A 14,156-nucleotide genomic window follows, 5' to 3' on the forward strand; every position below is an offset into this window, starting at 1 on the left:
GAATTTTTAGACAGGTATTTACCAGTTGGTAAGTGCCTGTTGCCACTCTTGACAGCGCTTCTCTATCGACTGTACAGGCAAATCCATGATATCCCCAACCACGGCAATATAAGCGATAGGCAGTCCTTTTAATTGACGAATATTTTCAGCCGTTAGTCCCCCGATAAGACAAACATCAGTATTATTGTGAATGGCATATTGGCAGCCATCGATAAGTTGCTGTCGAGTAATAATATTGGCATTGGGTTTAGTAGATGAGGCAAATATAGCGCCCATAGCAATATAAGTTGCGTTTGAAGAAATCGCTTCTTCAATAAGGGCCATATTCCCATGACAAGTGCGACCAATAATTTGGTTGGTTTTTAATTGTTGTTTAGCTTCGTCGATAGCACCATCTTGTTGTCCAAGATGTACCCCCACGCCAAGCTTGGCAGCCAAAGTAACATCGTCGTTTATGATGACTGGCACCCTGTATCGTTTAGCCAGTGCGACTATTTTTACGGCTTCACCATACAACTGCTCTTTACCATTTGGCTGTGCCAATACCCGCTTTCTTCTGATTTGTAACAACCCTATCGTACCTGTCGCTAAAGCTGCCGCTAACTTGGCATAAAGCAAATCAAACTCATCATCGTTAGTCAGCAAATACAATGTAGGCCCTTTTTTTGGTATATCCGAAACTGATGTTTTAGTCATTATTTATCCTTAAGTTTAATTAATAAAAAAAAGACCGTTATCTTAGATAACAGCCTTTTTTGTCTACAAACTTTAGCTTTACAACCGTTTATATCAGCACCTTATACTGTCTGACGCGTGGCTAAACTGGTCAAAATGTTTTTGGCATCACCCCAGCGAGTCGCTGAGCTATTAGCACCCAAAATCACAATAATAGCAGGGCGGTTGTTGACACGGGTTTCCATGACGACGCAACGACCTGCCTCATTGATAAAGCCTGTTTTGGAGATACCAATTGGATAGTTCCCTGAGCGCACAAGGCTACTGGTATTATTGGCTTTATAAGTACGATTGCCACTTGAATAATTGGCCACAAAAAAGTCGTAGCTTTTGGTAGTAGAGAAACGACGAATAACGTCATAATTACCAGCCGCACGTACCATTTTTACCAAATCATTTGACGAAGCAACATTACGCTTATCAAGACCAGTTGGATCACCAAAGAATGCCGTTGTCATTCCTAATTCTTGAGCTTTACGGTTCATGGCCCGTATAAAGGCATTGTAACCACCTGGATAATTACGCGCTAAGCTTTTTGCAGCAGGATTTTCTGACTTCATTAAAGACATCAGTAACAGTTCGGCACGATTCATACGATCGCCTGACTTTAAACGTGAGCTTGCACGTTTAGGACCTACAAAATCCTCTGGATCAAGCGTAATCTCTTCACGCATATCAAGACCCGCATCTAACACAACCATTGCTGTCATTACCTTAGTAATACTGGCCATAGGACGAGCAATATTTGCATCTTTTTCATAAATGGACTCACCAGTTTCAGCATCGATTACTGCTACACTGCGTGAGTCAGTGCTGATCGGAATCATGCTACTGCTACCAAAACTACCACGGTAAGTGGTGTTATATCTGTTACTACTGCTACCGTAGCTGTTAGAATTGGTAATGCTGGTAGTGCCATAGCCATTGTCGACTTTTTTGAGAGGCGTAGTAGCACTTTTAGAGCTGTACATAATGTTGCGTGCTTCTGATAAGCTATCAGCGCCGCCCCAACTGACGCGTGCACTAGACTCAGCAGGGCTACCATTAATACTTAGCGCAGCTTGTGCAGCACTGCCTAAGCTTAACGAAATCATGGCAGCAACCAGTTGCTGTTTGGTTAATGGTAAATGTTTCATTCTTCCCCCTGCTATTGGTCTCACATCAATTGCATATTATTATGCACAATTGGGTAACGTAGCGTTTTTGATGGTGTTTGTAGACACTCGTATAGAGTTTTTGTACTTTTAGTGTATCATGGTTTTTACATAAGTTTAACGTATCAGGCTGACTTCGCAAGATTTTTTTGTATATATACGAAGATTACTACAATTGCTTTGGATTTGGGTAATAATAAATAATACTCGAAAAATATTTGTTATAGTTCCATATCTTAGTCAAGTATTGAGTTTTCTCTACCGTTATCGTTAAGTATTATTTCCGTAAATAAAGCAATCTTATATAAGTGACTATAGAACAAGATTATTATAAATAGCAACATCGATATAGAATTAAATACTTGTACTAAACTATATAAGACAAGTCACTATTAAATAACATGTTTGTATGGTAGCCAGCTTTCATTAGCGTTTGGCTATTCTAATGCATATTAATCTATCAAATAGTAAAGAGTATAACTATGATTCGAGTATTAGTAGTAGATGATCACGACTTGGTGCGTATGGGTATCAGTCGGATGTTGTCTGACAGTGCAGATATTGAAGTAGTCGGTGAAGCTGATAGTGGTGATATGGCATTAAAACTTGCTAAGCAGCTTAGTCCAGACGTGGTCTTATTGGATGTCAACATGCCTAATATCGGTGGTCTTGAGGCGACAAAGCGTTTGGTACAGTTGGACATGGGAATAAAAATACTAGCGGTAAGTAGCATGTCAGCGCAGCCATACCCATCAATGCTTCTTAAAGCTGGGGTCAATGGTTATATTACTAAGGGCACACCACTTGATGAGATGATACGCGGTATCAAAAAAATATATCAAGGTGGCCGTTATTTTAGTCATGACGTTGCCGAGCAGCTAGCAGAAGTATTACTATCAGATAATGCCTCTTCGCCTTTTGACTTGCTAAGTGATCGCGAAAAACAGGTCGCTATGATGGTGGTCAACTGTCAAAGTCCTCAACAAATTGCTGACCAGTTATTTGTAAGTGTAAAAACCATTAACACCTATCGCTACCGTATTTATGAAAAAGTTGGGGTAGATAGTGACGTTAAATTGACGCATCTAGCCATCCGCCATGGGCTGATTCAGCCTTAATACTAGACTTATCTGTACTTTTAATTGGTCTATTGCTCATTACTACTCCCCTTCGGTTATTTTATGAAATCTGCTTTTAGAACCATCAACGTCATTTTGCAGACTTTAAAGCAGGATAATACTTTACCTGTATCACAATTGCGTAAGCTTGGGATAATTTATAATGGTTATCGATTAGTAGTTAGTGCGTTTTTGCTATTAATGGCATATGCCAATATTAAAGCTGACACCGATTTGTTATTACTGAGCTTATTGCAACAAACTGCACTTGGGTTTTACGTCATTCTTAGTTTGATTTTACTCAGTTTATTCTTAGTTGCTACCAAGCAGTTACAACGCCAGTTAGTGTTTGGTCTAGGCATTGATGTTATTGTATTAAGTTTACTGCTATATACTAACGGCGCCCCAGACTTACAATTGGCAATGCTATATATGGTTGTGGTAGCAGCCAGTTTTATGTTGCTGCGTAGCTCACAAGCGCTGGTCATTACCTTACTTGCAATTTTATTCGTCATTTATCAGCAATTTTTCCACGCGATTTCCAATAGTATGAGCCTGACCAATTTAGGTGATGCCCTACTCATGTCAGCCAGCTTTTTAGCAGTTGGCTTTTTAAGTTGGTCAATCTCTCAGCGCTTGGTGCATGTCGAAAGGTTTATAACGCGTCAAGCAGAGGAAGTAGAGCGTCTAAATACGATTAACCAAGAAGTCATTAGTCAGATGCTAAACGGCATTATGGTGATTGATAAGCAGCACATTGTGTTGGCCAATCATGCAACTTATCAGCTGCTAGGTATTCCTGAGACCGAAGCATCACCGTTTAAAGAGGTACCTACTAATTATAGGGATCCAAAACCAACTCTTAGGCAACAGCAGCGTAATTTTAAAAATCATCATAATCCATTATATGCTTTTCAACAGGCCTTGGCCCATCAGCATAGAGCGCTACTCAACAGTTGCTTATCTGTCCCTACTAATCAGTCAAGGAACTTTGTTTACGAATTGCCTGAAGCGGCCACTGCGTCTATTACCAACAAACTGCGTGTACAAGTAATCCCGCTAGAAGATGGCAGTCAATTGATATTGCTTGAAGATTTGCGCCGCGAACAAGCCAATGCCCAACAATTAAAGCTGGCCTCTTTAGGGCAGCTCACAGCCAGCATTGCTCATGAAATTCGCAATCCACTTGCTGCTATCTCACAAGCCAGTCAGTTGTTATTGGAAGATATGAACGATGTGGCTGACGCAGACGAGAGCCACAGTCAAACTGCTATGAATACTAGTGGTAATAATGAGCTGTATAAGATGATATTTGCACAAACCAAACGTGTTAATCGTATTATTGAAGATGTGTTAAAACTATCACGTCAGCAGCGCTCTAACAAACAGACCATAGAGCTTGGTACTTGGATGCCACAATTTTTAGAGAACTATTTTCGTGGCAATGATATTTTTTTGCATGATATCTCTCATCCCGTGATACAGTTTGATAATCATCAATTAGAGCAAATACTGATTAATTTAATCAACAATGGTTTGCGTTATTGCGGTCTTGTACATCCGCATGCTTATGCTGAGGTGGAAATATATTGCGTGCAGAACGATGTTATAATCGATGTTTTAAATGAAGGTGAAAAAATCGCTCCAGCTGATGTAGAGCGCTTATTTGATCCGTTTTTTACTACTGATAAAGCAGGTACGGGACTGGGGCTTTACTTGTCTCAGGCCTTCAGCGAAGCCAATCATGCCAGGCTACTGTATGTCGCTGAACACGAAAAGACCTGTTTTCGCTTAATCACACCCATGGGCTCTTGTTCAGAAGTAGTATGGGATGACGAAGATTAAGGTTCAAGGTGTCAATGATGCATCTACTGCTAATACATTGATTTTGACCCATAGTCAGTACAACACATGTGTGCAATTAATAAAAGATAAAAAGTCTTACAGATAAAGGTTTTTTATTTATAATGAATATTCGTTCAATCCCTTGTATCAATTAAGCAATAATGAGGTTGTATATGACAGCAATCGCGCTGGTCGTCGATGATGAAGTAGATTTATGCCGACTTATGCAAATTACGCTGACAAAGATGGGCATCAAAAGTGACGTGGCTTACAGTTTATCGCAAGCAAAATCTTATCTAGAAAATAACCACTATGACTTTTGTTTGACAGATTTACAACTGCCAGATGGTTCAGGATTGGAGTTGGTTAAGCAGATTAGTAGTAGCTCTAATACACCAGTTGCTGTGATCACGGCACACGGTAGTATGGATCTGGCTATTGAAGCACTTAAGATTGGCGCTTTTGATTTTGTGAACAAGCCGCTTGAATTACCGCGACTACGCCAACTGGTCGAAAATGCCCTCAAAGTTATTCATCAAGATGAAAGTGTTCAAGCAACTGATGAAATTACGCCTGAACAGCAGTTATTAGACAGTCGCCTGATTGGCAACTCTACTGTCATGCAAACCCTAAAAACCACCATCATTAAGCTTGCCCGCTCACAGGCGCCCGTATTTTTATCAGGTGCTTCTGGTACTGGTAAAGAAGTGGTCGCCAGACTCATCCATGATTTAAGTCCACGCCGTGATGGTAGTTTTGTCCCAGTCAACTGTGGTGCGATTCCATCTGAGCTTATGGAGTCAGAGTTTTTTGGCCACAAAAAAGGTAGCTTTACTGGTGCGGTTGCAGATAAGCAAGGTTTGTTTCAACAAGCCAGTGGTGGTACATTATTTTTAGATGAAGTGGCAGATTTACCACTTGCTATGCAAGTAAAGCTATTACGTGCTATCCAAGAAAAGACAGTGCGCGCTATTGGTGACACCAAAGAGGTACCTGTAGATATTCGGATTTTATCAGCTACCCATAAAGACTTAAGCCAGTTGGTAAAAGACGGAGAGTTCCGGCAAGATTTGTACTATAGAATTAATGTGATAGAGCTTAAGCTTCCCACACTCAATACACGCCGTGACGATATTCCTTTACTCGCCAAGCACTTTTTAGCGCTGATATCTGAAGAGTGGCAGCTAGGTACACCAGCAGAGCTGACTGAAAGTGCTTGCGAGCGTCTGCAGCAGCATGAATTTGCTGGAAACGTTCGTGAACTGCGCAATATATTAGAGCGTGCAATTACTCTAGCAGAAACTACCATGATAAATGATACCCATCTAGGGTTGCCCAAACTTAATGATAGCGATACTGTAGGCTCAAAAGAGATGGCAGAACGCGAGGATATCAATACTGTCTCTACAATAAATGATGAGCCTATGATATTACAAGTGGATGGCCCCAAACAAAGCATCAAAAATGATAATAGCGGACATCTTTCGAACAATTTGCATCCATATCGTACTCATAGCCAACGTTATTCTTCAGCATTTCAGATGTCTACTACTAAGTCTGACAGTGTTAATACTTCATCTGTCTACAACCAAGACCGCCGCAAGCCTGACCAGTTTGTTGACGACATACATACGCAACCATCACTCGTCAGTATTTCTGAAGCTGAATTGCCTCAAAAAGGTCTAGAAGCCTATTTGCAGGAGCAAGAAAAACGTTTGATCATTAAAGCGCTTAATCAGACTGATGGAAATAAGACGCAAGCAGCAGAGTTGTTAGGTACGACTTTTCGCTCGCTACGCTACCGGATGAAAAAGCTTGAGATTGATGAAGAGTAGCGCAATACCTTAGATTATATTAGTGTTATGGAATGAGTATAAACGCCCTAGCCTTATTAACAAATAAAACTCACTGATAATGTTTTTAGCACTTTTTATAAATCCCCTTTTTCAGTATCAGTCATGCTATAGGTGTTGTCTTTTTTTACAAAATGAAGTCCTGAAGAGTGTACTTGCGGTCGCAACACATCGATAGCTTGTTGCTCCCATGTGCGCTCATTACCAGATAGTGCTATATCAGGTTGTACACCTATTTTATCTATCTTTTTGCCTGCTGCTGTTAAATAATGAGCCACAGTCAACTTGACGGCTTGTTCGTTATTAAGCGGTATGACTGACTGTACAGACCCTTTACCATAGCTGACTTCACCGACGATAGTTGCACGTTTCTGTGTTTGTAGACTACTTGCCAGCACTTCTGCTGCCGAAGCAGAATAACGATTTTGTAAAATCACTACAGGTAAAGATTTAAGTAAGGCTGTATCTTGGGTAGATAAAGTACGTAGCTCACTTTGTCTACTCTTTACCTGCACCACGTCAGTGTCGTTCATAAATAGACTGGCTACTTTCACAGCCGATGTCAGTACGCCACCTGGATTGTCACGCACATCAAGCAATATTCCGGTAATGGGTGCATCAAGACTGGTTAGACTTTGCAAAATCTTTTCACGGGTATTATTTTGAAAAGCGGGGAGTTTGATAACAGCAATACCATTAACAAGCCGCGTCTCAATATCTTGTTGATGAGTATTGTTGCGCTGCAAGGTAATGACACGCTTGCGGCGACCGGCTTTAGACACAGTTACATCAACTTGCGTACCGGCAATCCCGTTAAGTAGCTGCTCTACATCATCAGACTGCCGTTCACCATCAACCTTAAACTCACCAATCTGATGAATATAATCGCCAACGGTAATACCTTTTTTATCAGCAGGTGACTCATCTACAATATCAGTCACTACCCAATACCCCTCATCTGGTTTATATACTGCTTTTAAACCAACGTCACCAACATCTCCCTCAGTAAATGCGCGTAAGTTTTCATACGCTTCAGCATCCAAAAATTCAGCATGGCTATCAAGCTTGGTCAGCATACCACTCATCGCATTATCAAATAATGCTTCATCATTGACAGGATCGACGTACTGACGACGTACTAAGTCCACTACTGCGACAAAGGTTTTTAGTGTCTCAGGGGAGATTGCATTTAAGGACACCTGCGCAACGTCAGCTGGTATATCAGACAAATCATCTTCTACTGTATCAACTGCTGTCTCATCGGCTACAGCATCTATATCATCCTCTGTTTGACCAGTTGATTGATTCTCGCTACTCAAGTCATCTGCGCCTACCGCGTCACTACCTACTGTATTGTCATCAATGTTCAAGCTGATCAGTTGCAAGTCTGCAGTAGGATTATCAGTGTTTACACCCATCCCTACAGGTTCTGTAATGGCTGCCTGTGCAGATATATTGACACCAGTTATACCAAGGACTCCCACTAAACCTATCTTTAGCGCAGACTCACAGATAGCAAACGGTACCAAATCAAACTTGAGCGGTATGGCTGGTAGTTTTAAAGGTAATAAAGGCATAAAGAAACTCGTATAGGATAAAGAATATGTACAGATCTATCATTGCCACATGAATGCCGACGCCCTAAAAAAAGCTAATGGGTCTACAGCAGCGATACGATAACAAGTGATAATATATAGGCGCTTCAGTATAAGGTAAGTACCATGCTACTAAGATAACTTTTACTTATTTACTGTACCTATACAGCTCGATGCTATGCAAGATTTAGCTCAGTAGCTTATTATATTTTTGTACTTTTTCTATGTAGGATCGACTATAGCATTAAGACACCACTAGAAAATAGCGTAATACTGCAAACAAAAAGGGGAAAGATAAATACTGTCTTTCCCCTTTTTTTCTAAAAAATCGTGTTTACTACAAGGTAGGAATTAACAAACTCTTACCCGTCATCTCAGCTGGTGGTTCGATATTCATTAATGACAAGATAGTGGGAGCGACATCGCTTAACTTGCCTCCCCTACGTACTCGTATATTTTGCTCACCAACGTAGATAAGAGGGACATGTTCTGTCGTATGTTGAGTATGCACTTGCCCGCTTTCATAATCTTGCATCTGCTCGCAGTTGCCATGGTCTGCCGTGATTAACATATCACCGCCAGCTGCCCGTACTGCTGATTCAATACGTCCGATACATACATCAAGCGCTTCCACAGCTTGTACCGCTGCATCAAAAATACCTGTATGTCCGACCATGTCACCATTGGCGTAATTTACAACCAACACATCATACTTTCCTGATTCTATAGCAGCCACTAGCTTATCAGTCACTTCAGGGGCACTCATCTCTGGTTTTAAGTCATAAGTGGCTACATCTGGAGATGGCACTAAGATACGCTCTTCACCCTCATACTCTGCTTCACGGCCACCACTAAAAAAGAAAGTCACATGCGCATACTTTTCAGTTTCAGCGATACGCAGCTGGGTTTTGCCCTGATTCTGCAGATACTCACCCAGTGTATTGGTAAGTGAGGTTGGATAATACGCTATGCTAGTTTTAGTGTTATCTGCTAAAACGTCAGAGTACTTGGTCAACATCACAAAAGCTGCAAGGTTTGGCTGCTTTTGACGAGCAAAACCTGAAAACTTATGATCTGGTAGCACAAACGCTTGCGCAAGCTCACGAGCACGGTCAGCACGAAAGTTCATAAATATTAATGCATCATTATCTTCAACAGTATATGGCATCTCATCACGTCCAATCACGGTCGTTGGACTGATAAACTCATCGGTCTCACGTGCTTTATAAGCCGCTTGGACAGCCCCATCTGCTCGCGTTGCTAGACGATCAGCCTTTCCTTCAGTAATAAGCTCATAGGCTTTTTGTACACGATCCCAGCGGTTGTCACGATCCATCGCATAATAGCGCCCAATGATACTGGCAATCTGTACGCGGCCGCCTTCATAATGGGCATTGAGTTTATTAATATAGTCACGCAGACGATTGATATACTTATCCGCAGATTTTGGCGGCGTATCGCGACCATCCAAAAAGCAATGGACAAAAACGTTTTTTGCCCCATGAACCAATGCAGAATGACACATACCTTCAATATGATCTTGATGTGAGTGCACGCCACCATCAGATAGTAGTCCCATAATATGAACATTACCACCCAACTCGTTAGCCGCTTTTACTGCTTCAACCAACGCGTCATTTTTGTAAAATTCGCGATTATTAAGCTCATTTGAGATACGGGTTGAGTCTTGGTAAAGAACACGGCCAGCACCAAGATTCATATGCCCTACTTCTGAATTACCGAATTGACCATCTGGTAAACCAACATCTTCTCCTGAAGCTGATATAAGCCCATGCGGATACTGCTGATAAATATTATCCAAATTTGGCATGTTTGCGGCGGCAATGGCATTGTCTTCAGCTTCCTCACGATGTCCAAAACCATCTAGTATCATTAGGACATGTGGCACTTTTTTGTTAGGATTGTTATTAGACTTAGCTTTACTGTCTGTGGTATGTTCTGCTTGTTGTTGCATATTGGACATAGATTACCGCTCCTCAAATGAATGAACGCCTATAGTACTGTATTAGATTAAAGTGTCTATACTACCACAAAACTCAAAATAGCTGAAAACTCAACATTTTTCAGTCAATATATTTTATGAAGCTTTTTAAACCGTTACTAAATTAAAGCCGTTGATAAGTAAAACGAAGATTAAGACAAAGTATCAATCTGTAAATCAGCTTGCAATCAGTTATATCATTGGTTAAGATAAAAATATTCTAGAGTGTTAGCTAGTGAATGTTTATTCCCTGAGCCGATAATGCTTTACCTGGATGTGCTATCTATTGCTTCATTGTGTATGCCTGCACCGCTTGCGGTGTATCAGGAAACCTGCCGAGGCAGTGACACATCCGCCCTGAACTTCACGGTTCATGGGTCACCATTTTACGGCGGCACTCTGGTTGTTATATTCGGTCGCACCTTCTAGGTTACGCCATTAAAAGCCCCTTTGTTTATTGAACAAGGGGGCTTTTCTTATGTCTGATCGTTAACTAATCTCTTATTTACCGATTAAAAAACTATTCATCATTGGCAGACTTACTAATTTTCTTGACATCTTTTGGAATGTTTTTAGCCGTACCATCAACCGTGGTATGTTGTTTGAACACATCGCCAAATGGATTCTGTTGCTGTTGTCCAAATGGGTTTTGACTACCCATCCCACCTGCACCGCCGAATGGGTTTTGACCACCCATCCCACCGAACGGGTTTTGACCGCCCATTTGCCCACCCATCTGTTTGGCCATCATCTCCATCATTTTTTGTTGATTATTCATGACATAGTTATTGGCTACATCTTTGAGCTTCTTCTGGACAGGAGGTAGCACCACGAGCAACGCTAACACATCGCTAATAATACCTGGAATTAATAGTAAAATTCCAGCCGCCGCCATTGCCACACTTTTGAGCATCGTCGATTCTTGCGGACGCATGGCAGGGTTCATCATACCTCCTGCTTTCATCTGCTGAGCCATCGGATTAAGAGCCGACATGCCTTTACGAATAAGAGAAATACCAATGACAGCAGCGACAATAAACCACATAAACACAAGCCAGCCACTCATAAATTGAGCAAGCAAATACCATATTAGCATCTCAATAATAAACCAAACGATGGCAATACCAACTATCTGACCCATAAAGTGTCATCCTATCAAATAAAAAATTAAGCACCATAAAATTAAAATGGTTAACATGTCATGTATATGGGGATTGATTGCTATACTATCAAACTTGAGGTTGATTTTTAAGCCATAAAAAAATGAAAGCAAGACGGAATACTATGACAATTATTATAGGCATTGATCCTGGCTCACGTATGACGGGCTACGGGGTTATTCAGCAAACGGGCGACAAGCTAACTTATATTGATGCAGGTACTATCCGTACTGACACAAAAGAGATGCCTGAACGTCTTAAGCGTATCTTTAATGGTCTAACTCGTATTACCCAGTATCATCTAAAATATGCCAATGAACCTATTTATGCTGCTATTGAGCAAGTATTTATGGCAGAAAACCCCGACTCTGCGCTCAAGCTTGGGCAAGCTCGCGGCGCTGCTATTGCAGCAATGGTCGCACTGGATTTAGAAGTATCAGAATATACCGCCCGTCAAATCAAACAAGCAGTTTGCGGTTACGGTGCAGCAGCTAAAGAGCAAGTACAAGAAATGGTTTGTCGAATATTATCTTTAGATGTGGTGCCACAAGCAGATGCTGCTGACGGCCTAGCCTGTGCCATCTGCCATGCGCACTCTAGTCATTCGATGAATAAATTATTGCTCAATAGCTCTATGCGTGGACGCGGTGCTTCTAAGAAAAAGGGCCGCTGGCGTCTAACCGAAGAGGACTTGGGGAATTTGCGTTAAGCACTTGTTTGTCCTATATATGAGCGATCAAGCAACACATTGTAATATCGGTAACCATTAAACAAAAAGCACGCGCTATTATATAGGCACGTGCTTTTTATGGCCATGTTTTGCTTTTTAAGCTATTGTATTTAATTGGATACCGAACTTTCTATCACCATATCAAGCACGTAAGCATACTTTGTATCTGTGTCGCCATCCGCTACAAGCTTATAACGCTGTAAGCGCAATATTTCATCATGACCAGGGTTATGCTCATAACCCTCAATATTACCTTTGAACGCTGTCCACTCACCTTCGTCTATCTTAATACCTTGATCATCATAGGTAATAGGTTTTACTTGTAAACAACTTTGCGCCTTATCATTAGGACAAAGTTTTGTGTTTGCGTCCACTGCCCAAAATATTGTTTCACCTCTACTATTATACTTTGCTTGCGCTGTCATTCTGCCTCTCCAAACGAGAGTAGTGCTGTCGCTTGTGATTTGAGTAAGGGTTGGAGGCACCTCATTTGTCAAACTTAGCTGGCTTTCACTTTGCATTAACTCATTTAGTTTATTCTCAGCTGTATTCAAATCATTACACAGCATTTTTGTACCCATACCATCTTCAGTCATCAGTATATTATCTTGCAGCTGATAAACAGCATTAACAGTATTGCAGCCTACACTATAGCTGATGGTATTTTGTCCTTGATATTTGTTAAAGTTTAAAACAACTTGGTCGTTAATATCCATTAACGATGTTATCGGCTGGGTATCGGCATCAGTTGCAGTATCCAATGTCCAGCGGTAACGAGCAAGCTTGGCACTCATTTTTTCTTCAGCACTAAGTTTTTGAGTAGTAGGTGTTGATTGAGCATCAGTATTGATAGCCGCATTTTCTACAGTAGTATCGCTTGAATTATTATTGGTTGAAGTATTATTACAGGCAGTTAACGCTAAGCCAGATGCTAGCAAACTTGGCAGCAAAGAGAATTTTAAAATTTTACTTACCATGTTACATCTCTCTTACGACAGTTATTTAAACTTGCTTACAAGTATTCGGTTTCTTTTATCAGGTGATATGAACGATATCAAATAGTATAACTACTGTAAGAATAACTACGTTACCTTATGTAACTAAATGTTTAATTTTATTATATTCACATATAACTGTCCGTACTATTCTTCCAAATAACAATGGATAGTCAATCTCTTAACTATCCATTATTGAATGTTGTATAAAATATAGCGTTATACCGAGCTTTTTTATCTGCAATTCTTTGTAGGTTTGGCCGTTTTTTTGATATTAAAACGCTCATTCATCATTTGATAAAAGCGCGCTAAATTTTCTCCTTGCTCATTGGGATTAACCTTAAGAATCTTGCCAAAATCTAATCCTAAATATAGCACAATATCAGCAAAGCTTATTTGCTCCCCCACTAAGTACTCATGACCATCTAACGCTTTTTCAAAATAAGACAGTGCTTTGATTGCACGGTTTATAGACGGTGTTACAAACTCTGGTACTTGCTCAACGCGCTGGGCTTTAGAGGGATGACTGTGTTGAAATGCCAGCATAAGGTTGTATAAAACTTCAAACTCAGCAATACGGCGCATAGAGCAGACTTGTGCACGTTGTACCACGTCATTGCCCATCACTGAGCGCTCACCATAGACGCGATCAAGGTATTCGCAAACCGCTTGAGAATCATTAAGCACAGTACCATCATCTAGGGTTAATACTGGTACTGTTTGCATAGGATTCATTTGGGTAAAAGCGTCTGACATCTGCTCATTGGCTGCAAAGTCGATATCTACGACATTTATGTCATCCATATCATCAACGTCGATACCTTTTGAGGCTAGTAAAATAAGTGCTTTACGTGGATTAGGGGCAGTACGAGTTACATACAATGTCTTCATGGCAAACTCCGTGGAAGGGTGATCAATACTAGTTATAGCCTACTATAGTTATCATAGCAAAGCCTTATTAATACTTAT

The 14,156-nt window shown here is 40.7% G+C and carries 11 protein-coding genes and 1 other RNA gene; 5 read left to right on the plus strand and 7 right to left on the minus strand.

Going from position 1 to position 14,156, the window contains the following annotated elements; genetic code table 11:
* Positions 1 to 18: 18 nt before the first annotated feature.
* Positions 19 to 696 carry a thiamine phosphate synthase gene (locus ACTXGH_RS09930; protein ID WP_439296357.1) on the minus strand — a complete coding sequence of 226 codons (678 nt, stop codon included), beginning with the start codon at positions 694 to 696 and terminating at the stop codon, positions 19 to 21.
* 101 nt (positions 697 to 797) lie between these two features.
* Complete coding sequence (locus ACTXGH_RS09935) at positions 798 to 1,871, minus strand: serine hydrolase (RefSeq protein ID WP_299219239.1); 1,074 nt, start codon at positions 1,869 to 1,871, stop codon at positions 798 to 800.
* A 500-nt stretch (positions 1,872 to 2,371) separates the two neighbouring features.
* On the opposite strand from ACTXGH_RS09935, the gene ACTXGH_RS09940 reads away from it, so the two are divergent.
* The 3 genes from ACTXGH_RS09940 (at position 2,372) to ACTXGH_RS09950 (ending at position 6,687) form a co-directional block, all read left to right on the plus strand.
* Complete coding sequence (locus ACTXGH_RS09940) at positions 2,372 to 3,007, plus strand: response regulator (protein WP_299219237.1); 636 nt, start codon at positions 2,372 to 2,374, stop codon at positions 3,005 to 3,007.
* A 63-nt stretch (positions 3,008 to 3,070) separates the two neighbouring features.
* A complete protein-coding gene (locus ACTXGH_RS09945) occupies positions 3,071 to 4,852 on the plus strand; it encodes a sensor histidine kinase (RefSeq protein ID WP_439296358.1) in 1,782 nt (593 codons plus the stop codon).
* Positions 4,853 to 5,025: 173 nt separating this feature from the next.
* Positions 5,026 to 6,687, plus strand: coding sequence for a sigma-54-dependent transcriptional regulator (locus ACTXGH_RS09950; protein ID WP_439261146.1), 1,662 nt, complete (start codon positions 5,026 to 5,028; stop codon positions 6,685 to 6,687).
* Positions 6,688 to 6,782: 95 nt separating this feature from the next.
* Here ACTXGH_RS09950 and ACTXGH_RS09955 read toward each other — a convergent pair whose 3' ends face one another.
* A complete protein-coding gene (locus ACTXGH_RS09955) occupies positions 6,783 to 8,282 on the minus strand; it encodes a S41 family peptidase (protein WP_439296359.1) in 1,500 nt (499 codons plus the stop codon).
* Positions 8,283 to 8,637: 355 nt separating this feature from the next.
* Positions 8,638 to 10,275 (minus strand): 2,3-bisphosphoglycerate-independent phosphoglycerate mutase, encoded by a 1,638-nt coding sequence (gpmI, locus tag ACTXGH_RS09960; RefSeq protein ID WP_439296437.1) that lies wholly within the window; start codon positions 10,273 to 10,275, stop codon positions 8,638 to 8,640.
* 241 nt (positions 10,276 to 10,516) lie between these two features.
* Here gpmI and ssrS point away from each other — a divergent pair.
* A non-coding RNA gene (gene ssrS, locus ACTXGH_RS09965) (6S RNA) lies at positions 10,517 to 10,712 on the plus strand.
* Positions 10,713 to 10,822: 110 nt separating this feature from the next.
* Here the strand turns inward: ssrS and ACTXGH_RS09970 are convergent.
* On the minus strand, positions 10,823 to 11,443 hold the full coding sequence (locus ACTXGH_RS09970) for an FxsA family protein (protein WP_439261149.1): 621 nt from the start codon (positions 11,441 to 11,443) through the stop codon (positions 10,823 to 10,825).
* Positions 11,444 to 11,586: 143 nt separating this feature from the next.
* Here ACTXGH_RS09970 and ruvC point away from each other — a divergent pair, with 143 nt between their 5' ends.
* Entirely contained in the window at positions 11,587 to 12,171 is a 585-nt protein-coding gene (gene ruvC / locus ACTXGH_RS09975) for a crossover junction endodeoxyribonuclease RuvC (protein WP_299219227.1), read from the plus strand.
* 131 nt (positions 12,172 to 12,302) lie between these two features.
* Here ruvC and ACTXGH_RS09980 read toward each other — a convergent pair whose 3' ends face one another.
* Together ACTXGH_RS09980 and ACTXGH_RS09985 are read right to left on the minus strand one after the other, a co-directional pair.
* Positions 12,303 to 13,169 carry a DUF4377 domain-containing protein gene (locus ACTXGH_RS09980; protein WP_439296360.1) on the minus strand — a complete coding sequence of 289 codons (867 nt, stop codon included), beginning with the start codon at positions 13,167 to 13,169 and terminating at the stop codon, positions 12,303 to 12,305.
* A gap of 252 nt (positions 13,170 to 13,421) precedes the next feature.
* Positions 13,422 to 14,078: a glutathione S-transferase family protein gene (locus ACTXGH_RS09985; RefSeq protein ID WP_439296361.1), complete on the minus strand. Its 657-nt coding sequence runs from the start codon at positions 14,076 to 14,078 to the stop codon at positions 13,422 to 13,424.
* Positions 14,079 to 14,156 lie beyond the last annotated feature (78 nt).

The sequence above is a fragment of the Psychrobacter sp. 1Y10 genome (assembly GCF_052259005.1).
Taxonomy (GTDB): domain Bacteria; phylum Pseudomonadota; class Gammaproteobacteria; order Pseudomonadales; family Moraxellaceae; genus Psychrobacter; species Psychrobacter saeujeotis.

Coding starts and splice junctions, on each gene's coding strand:
- ACTXGH_RS09930 (WP_439296357.1), bottom strand. CDS start 696: ATGACTAAAACATCAGTTTCGGATATACCAAAAAAAGGGCCTACATTG.
- ACTXGH_RS09935 (WP_299219239.1), bottom strand. CDS start 1,871: ATGAAACATTTACCATTAACCAAACAGCAACTGGTTGCTGCCATGATT.
- ACTXGH_RS09940 (WP_299219237.1), top strand. CDS start 2,372: ATGATTCGAGTATTAGTAGTAGATGATCACGACTTGGTGCGTATGGGT.
- ACTXGH_RS09945 (WP_439296358.1), top strand. CDS start 3,071: ATGAAATCTGCTTTTAGAACCATCAACGTCATTTTGCAGACTTTAAAG.
- ACTXGH_RS09950 (WP_439261146.1), top strand. CDS start 5,026: ATGACAGCAATCGCGCTGGTCGTCGATGATGAAGTAGATTTATGCCGA.
- ACTXGH_RS09955 (WP_439296359.1), bottom strand. CDS start 8,282: ATGCCTTTATTACCTTTAAAACTACCAGCCATACCGCTCAAGTTTGAT.
- gpmI (WP_439296437.1), bottom strand. CDS start 10,275: ATGCAACAACAAGCAGAACATACCACAGACAGTAAAGCTAAGTCTAAT.
- ACTXGH_RS09970 (WP_439261149.1), bottom strand. CDS start 11,443: ATGGGTCAGATAGTTGGTATTGCCATCGTTTGGTTTATTATTGAGATG.
- ruvC (WP_299219227.1), top strand. CDS start 11,587: ATGACAATTATTATAGGCATTGATCCTGGCTCACGTATGACGGGCTAC.
- ACTXGH_RS09980 (WP_439296360.1), bottom strand. CDS start 13,169: ATGGTAAGTAAAATTTTAAAATTCTCTTTGCTGCCAAGTTTGCTAGCA.
- ACTXGH_RS09985 (WP_439296361.1), bottom strand. CDS start 14,078: ATGAAGACATTGTATGTAACTCGTACTGCCCCTAATCCACGTAAAGCA.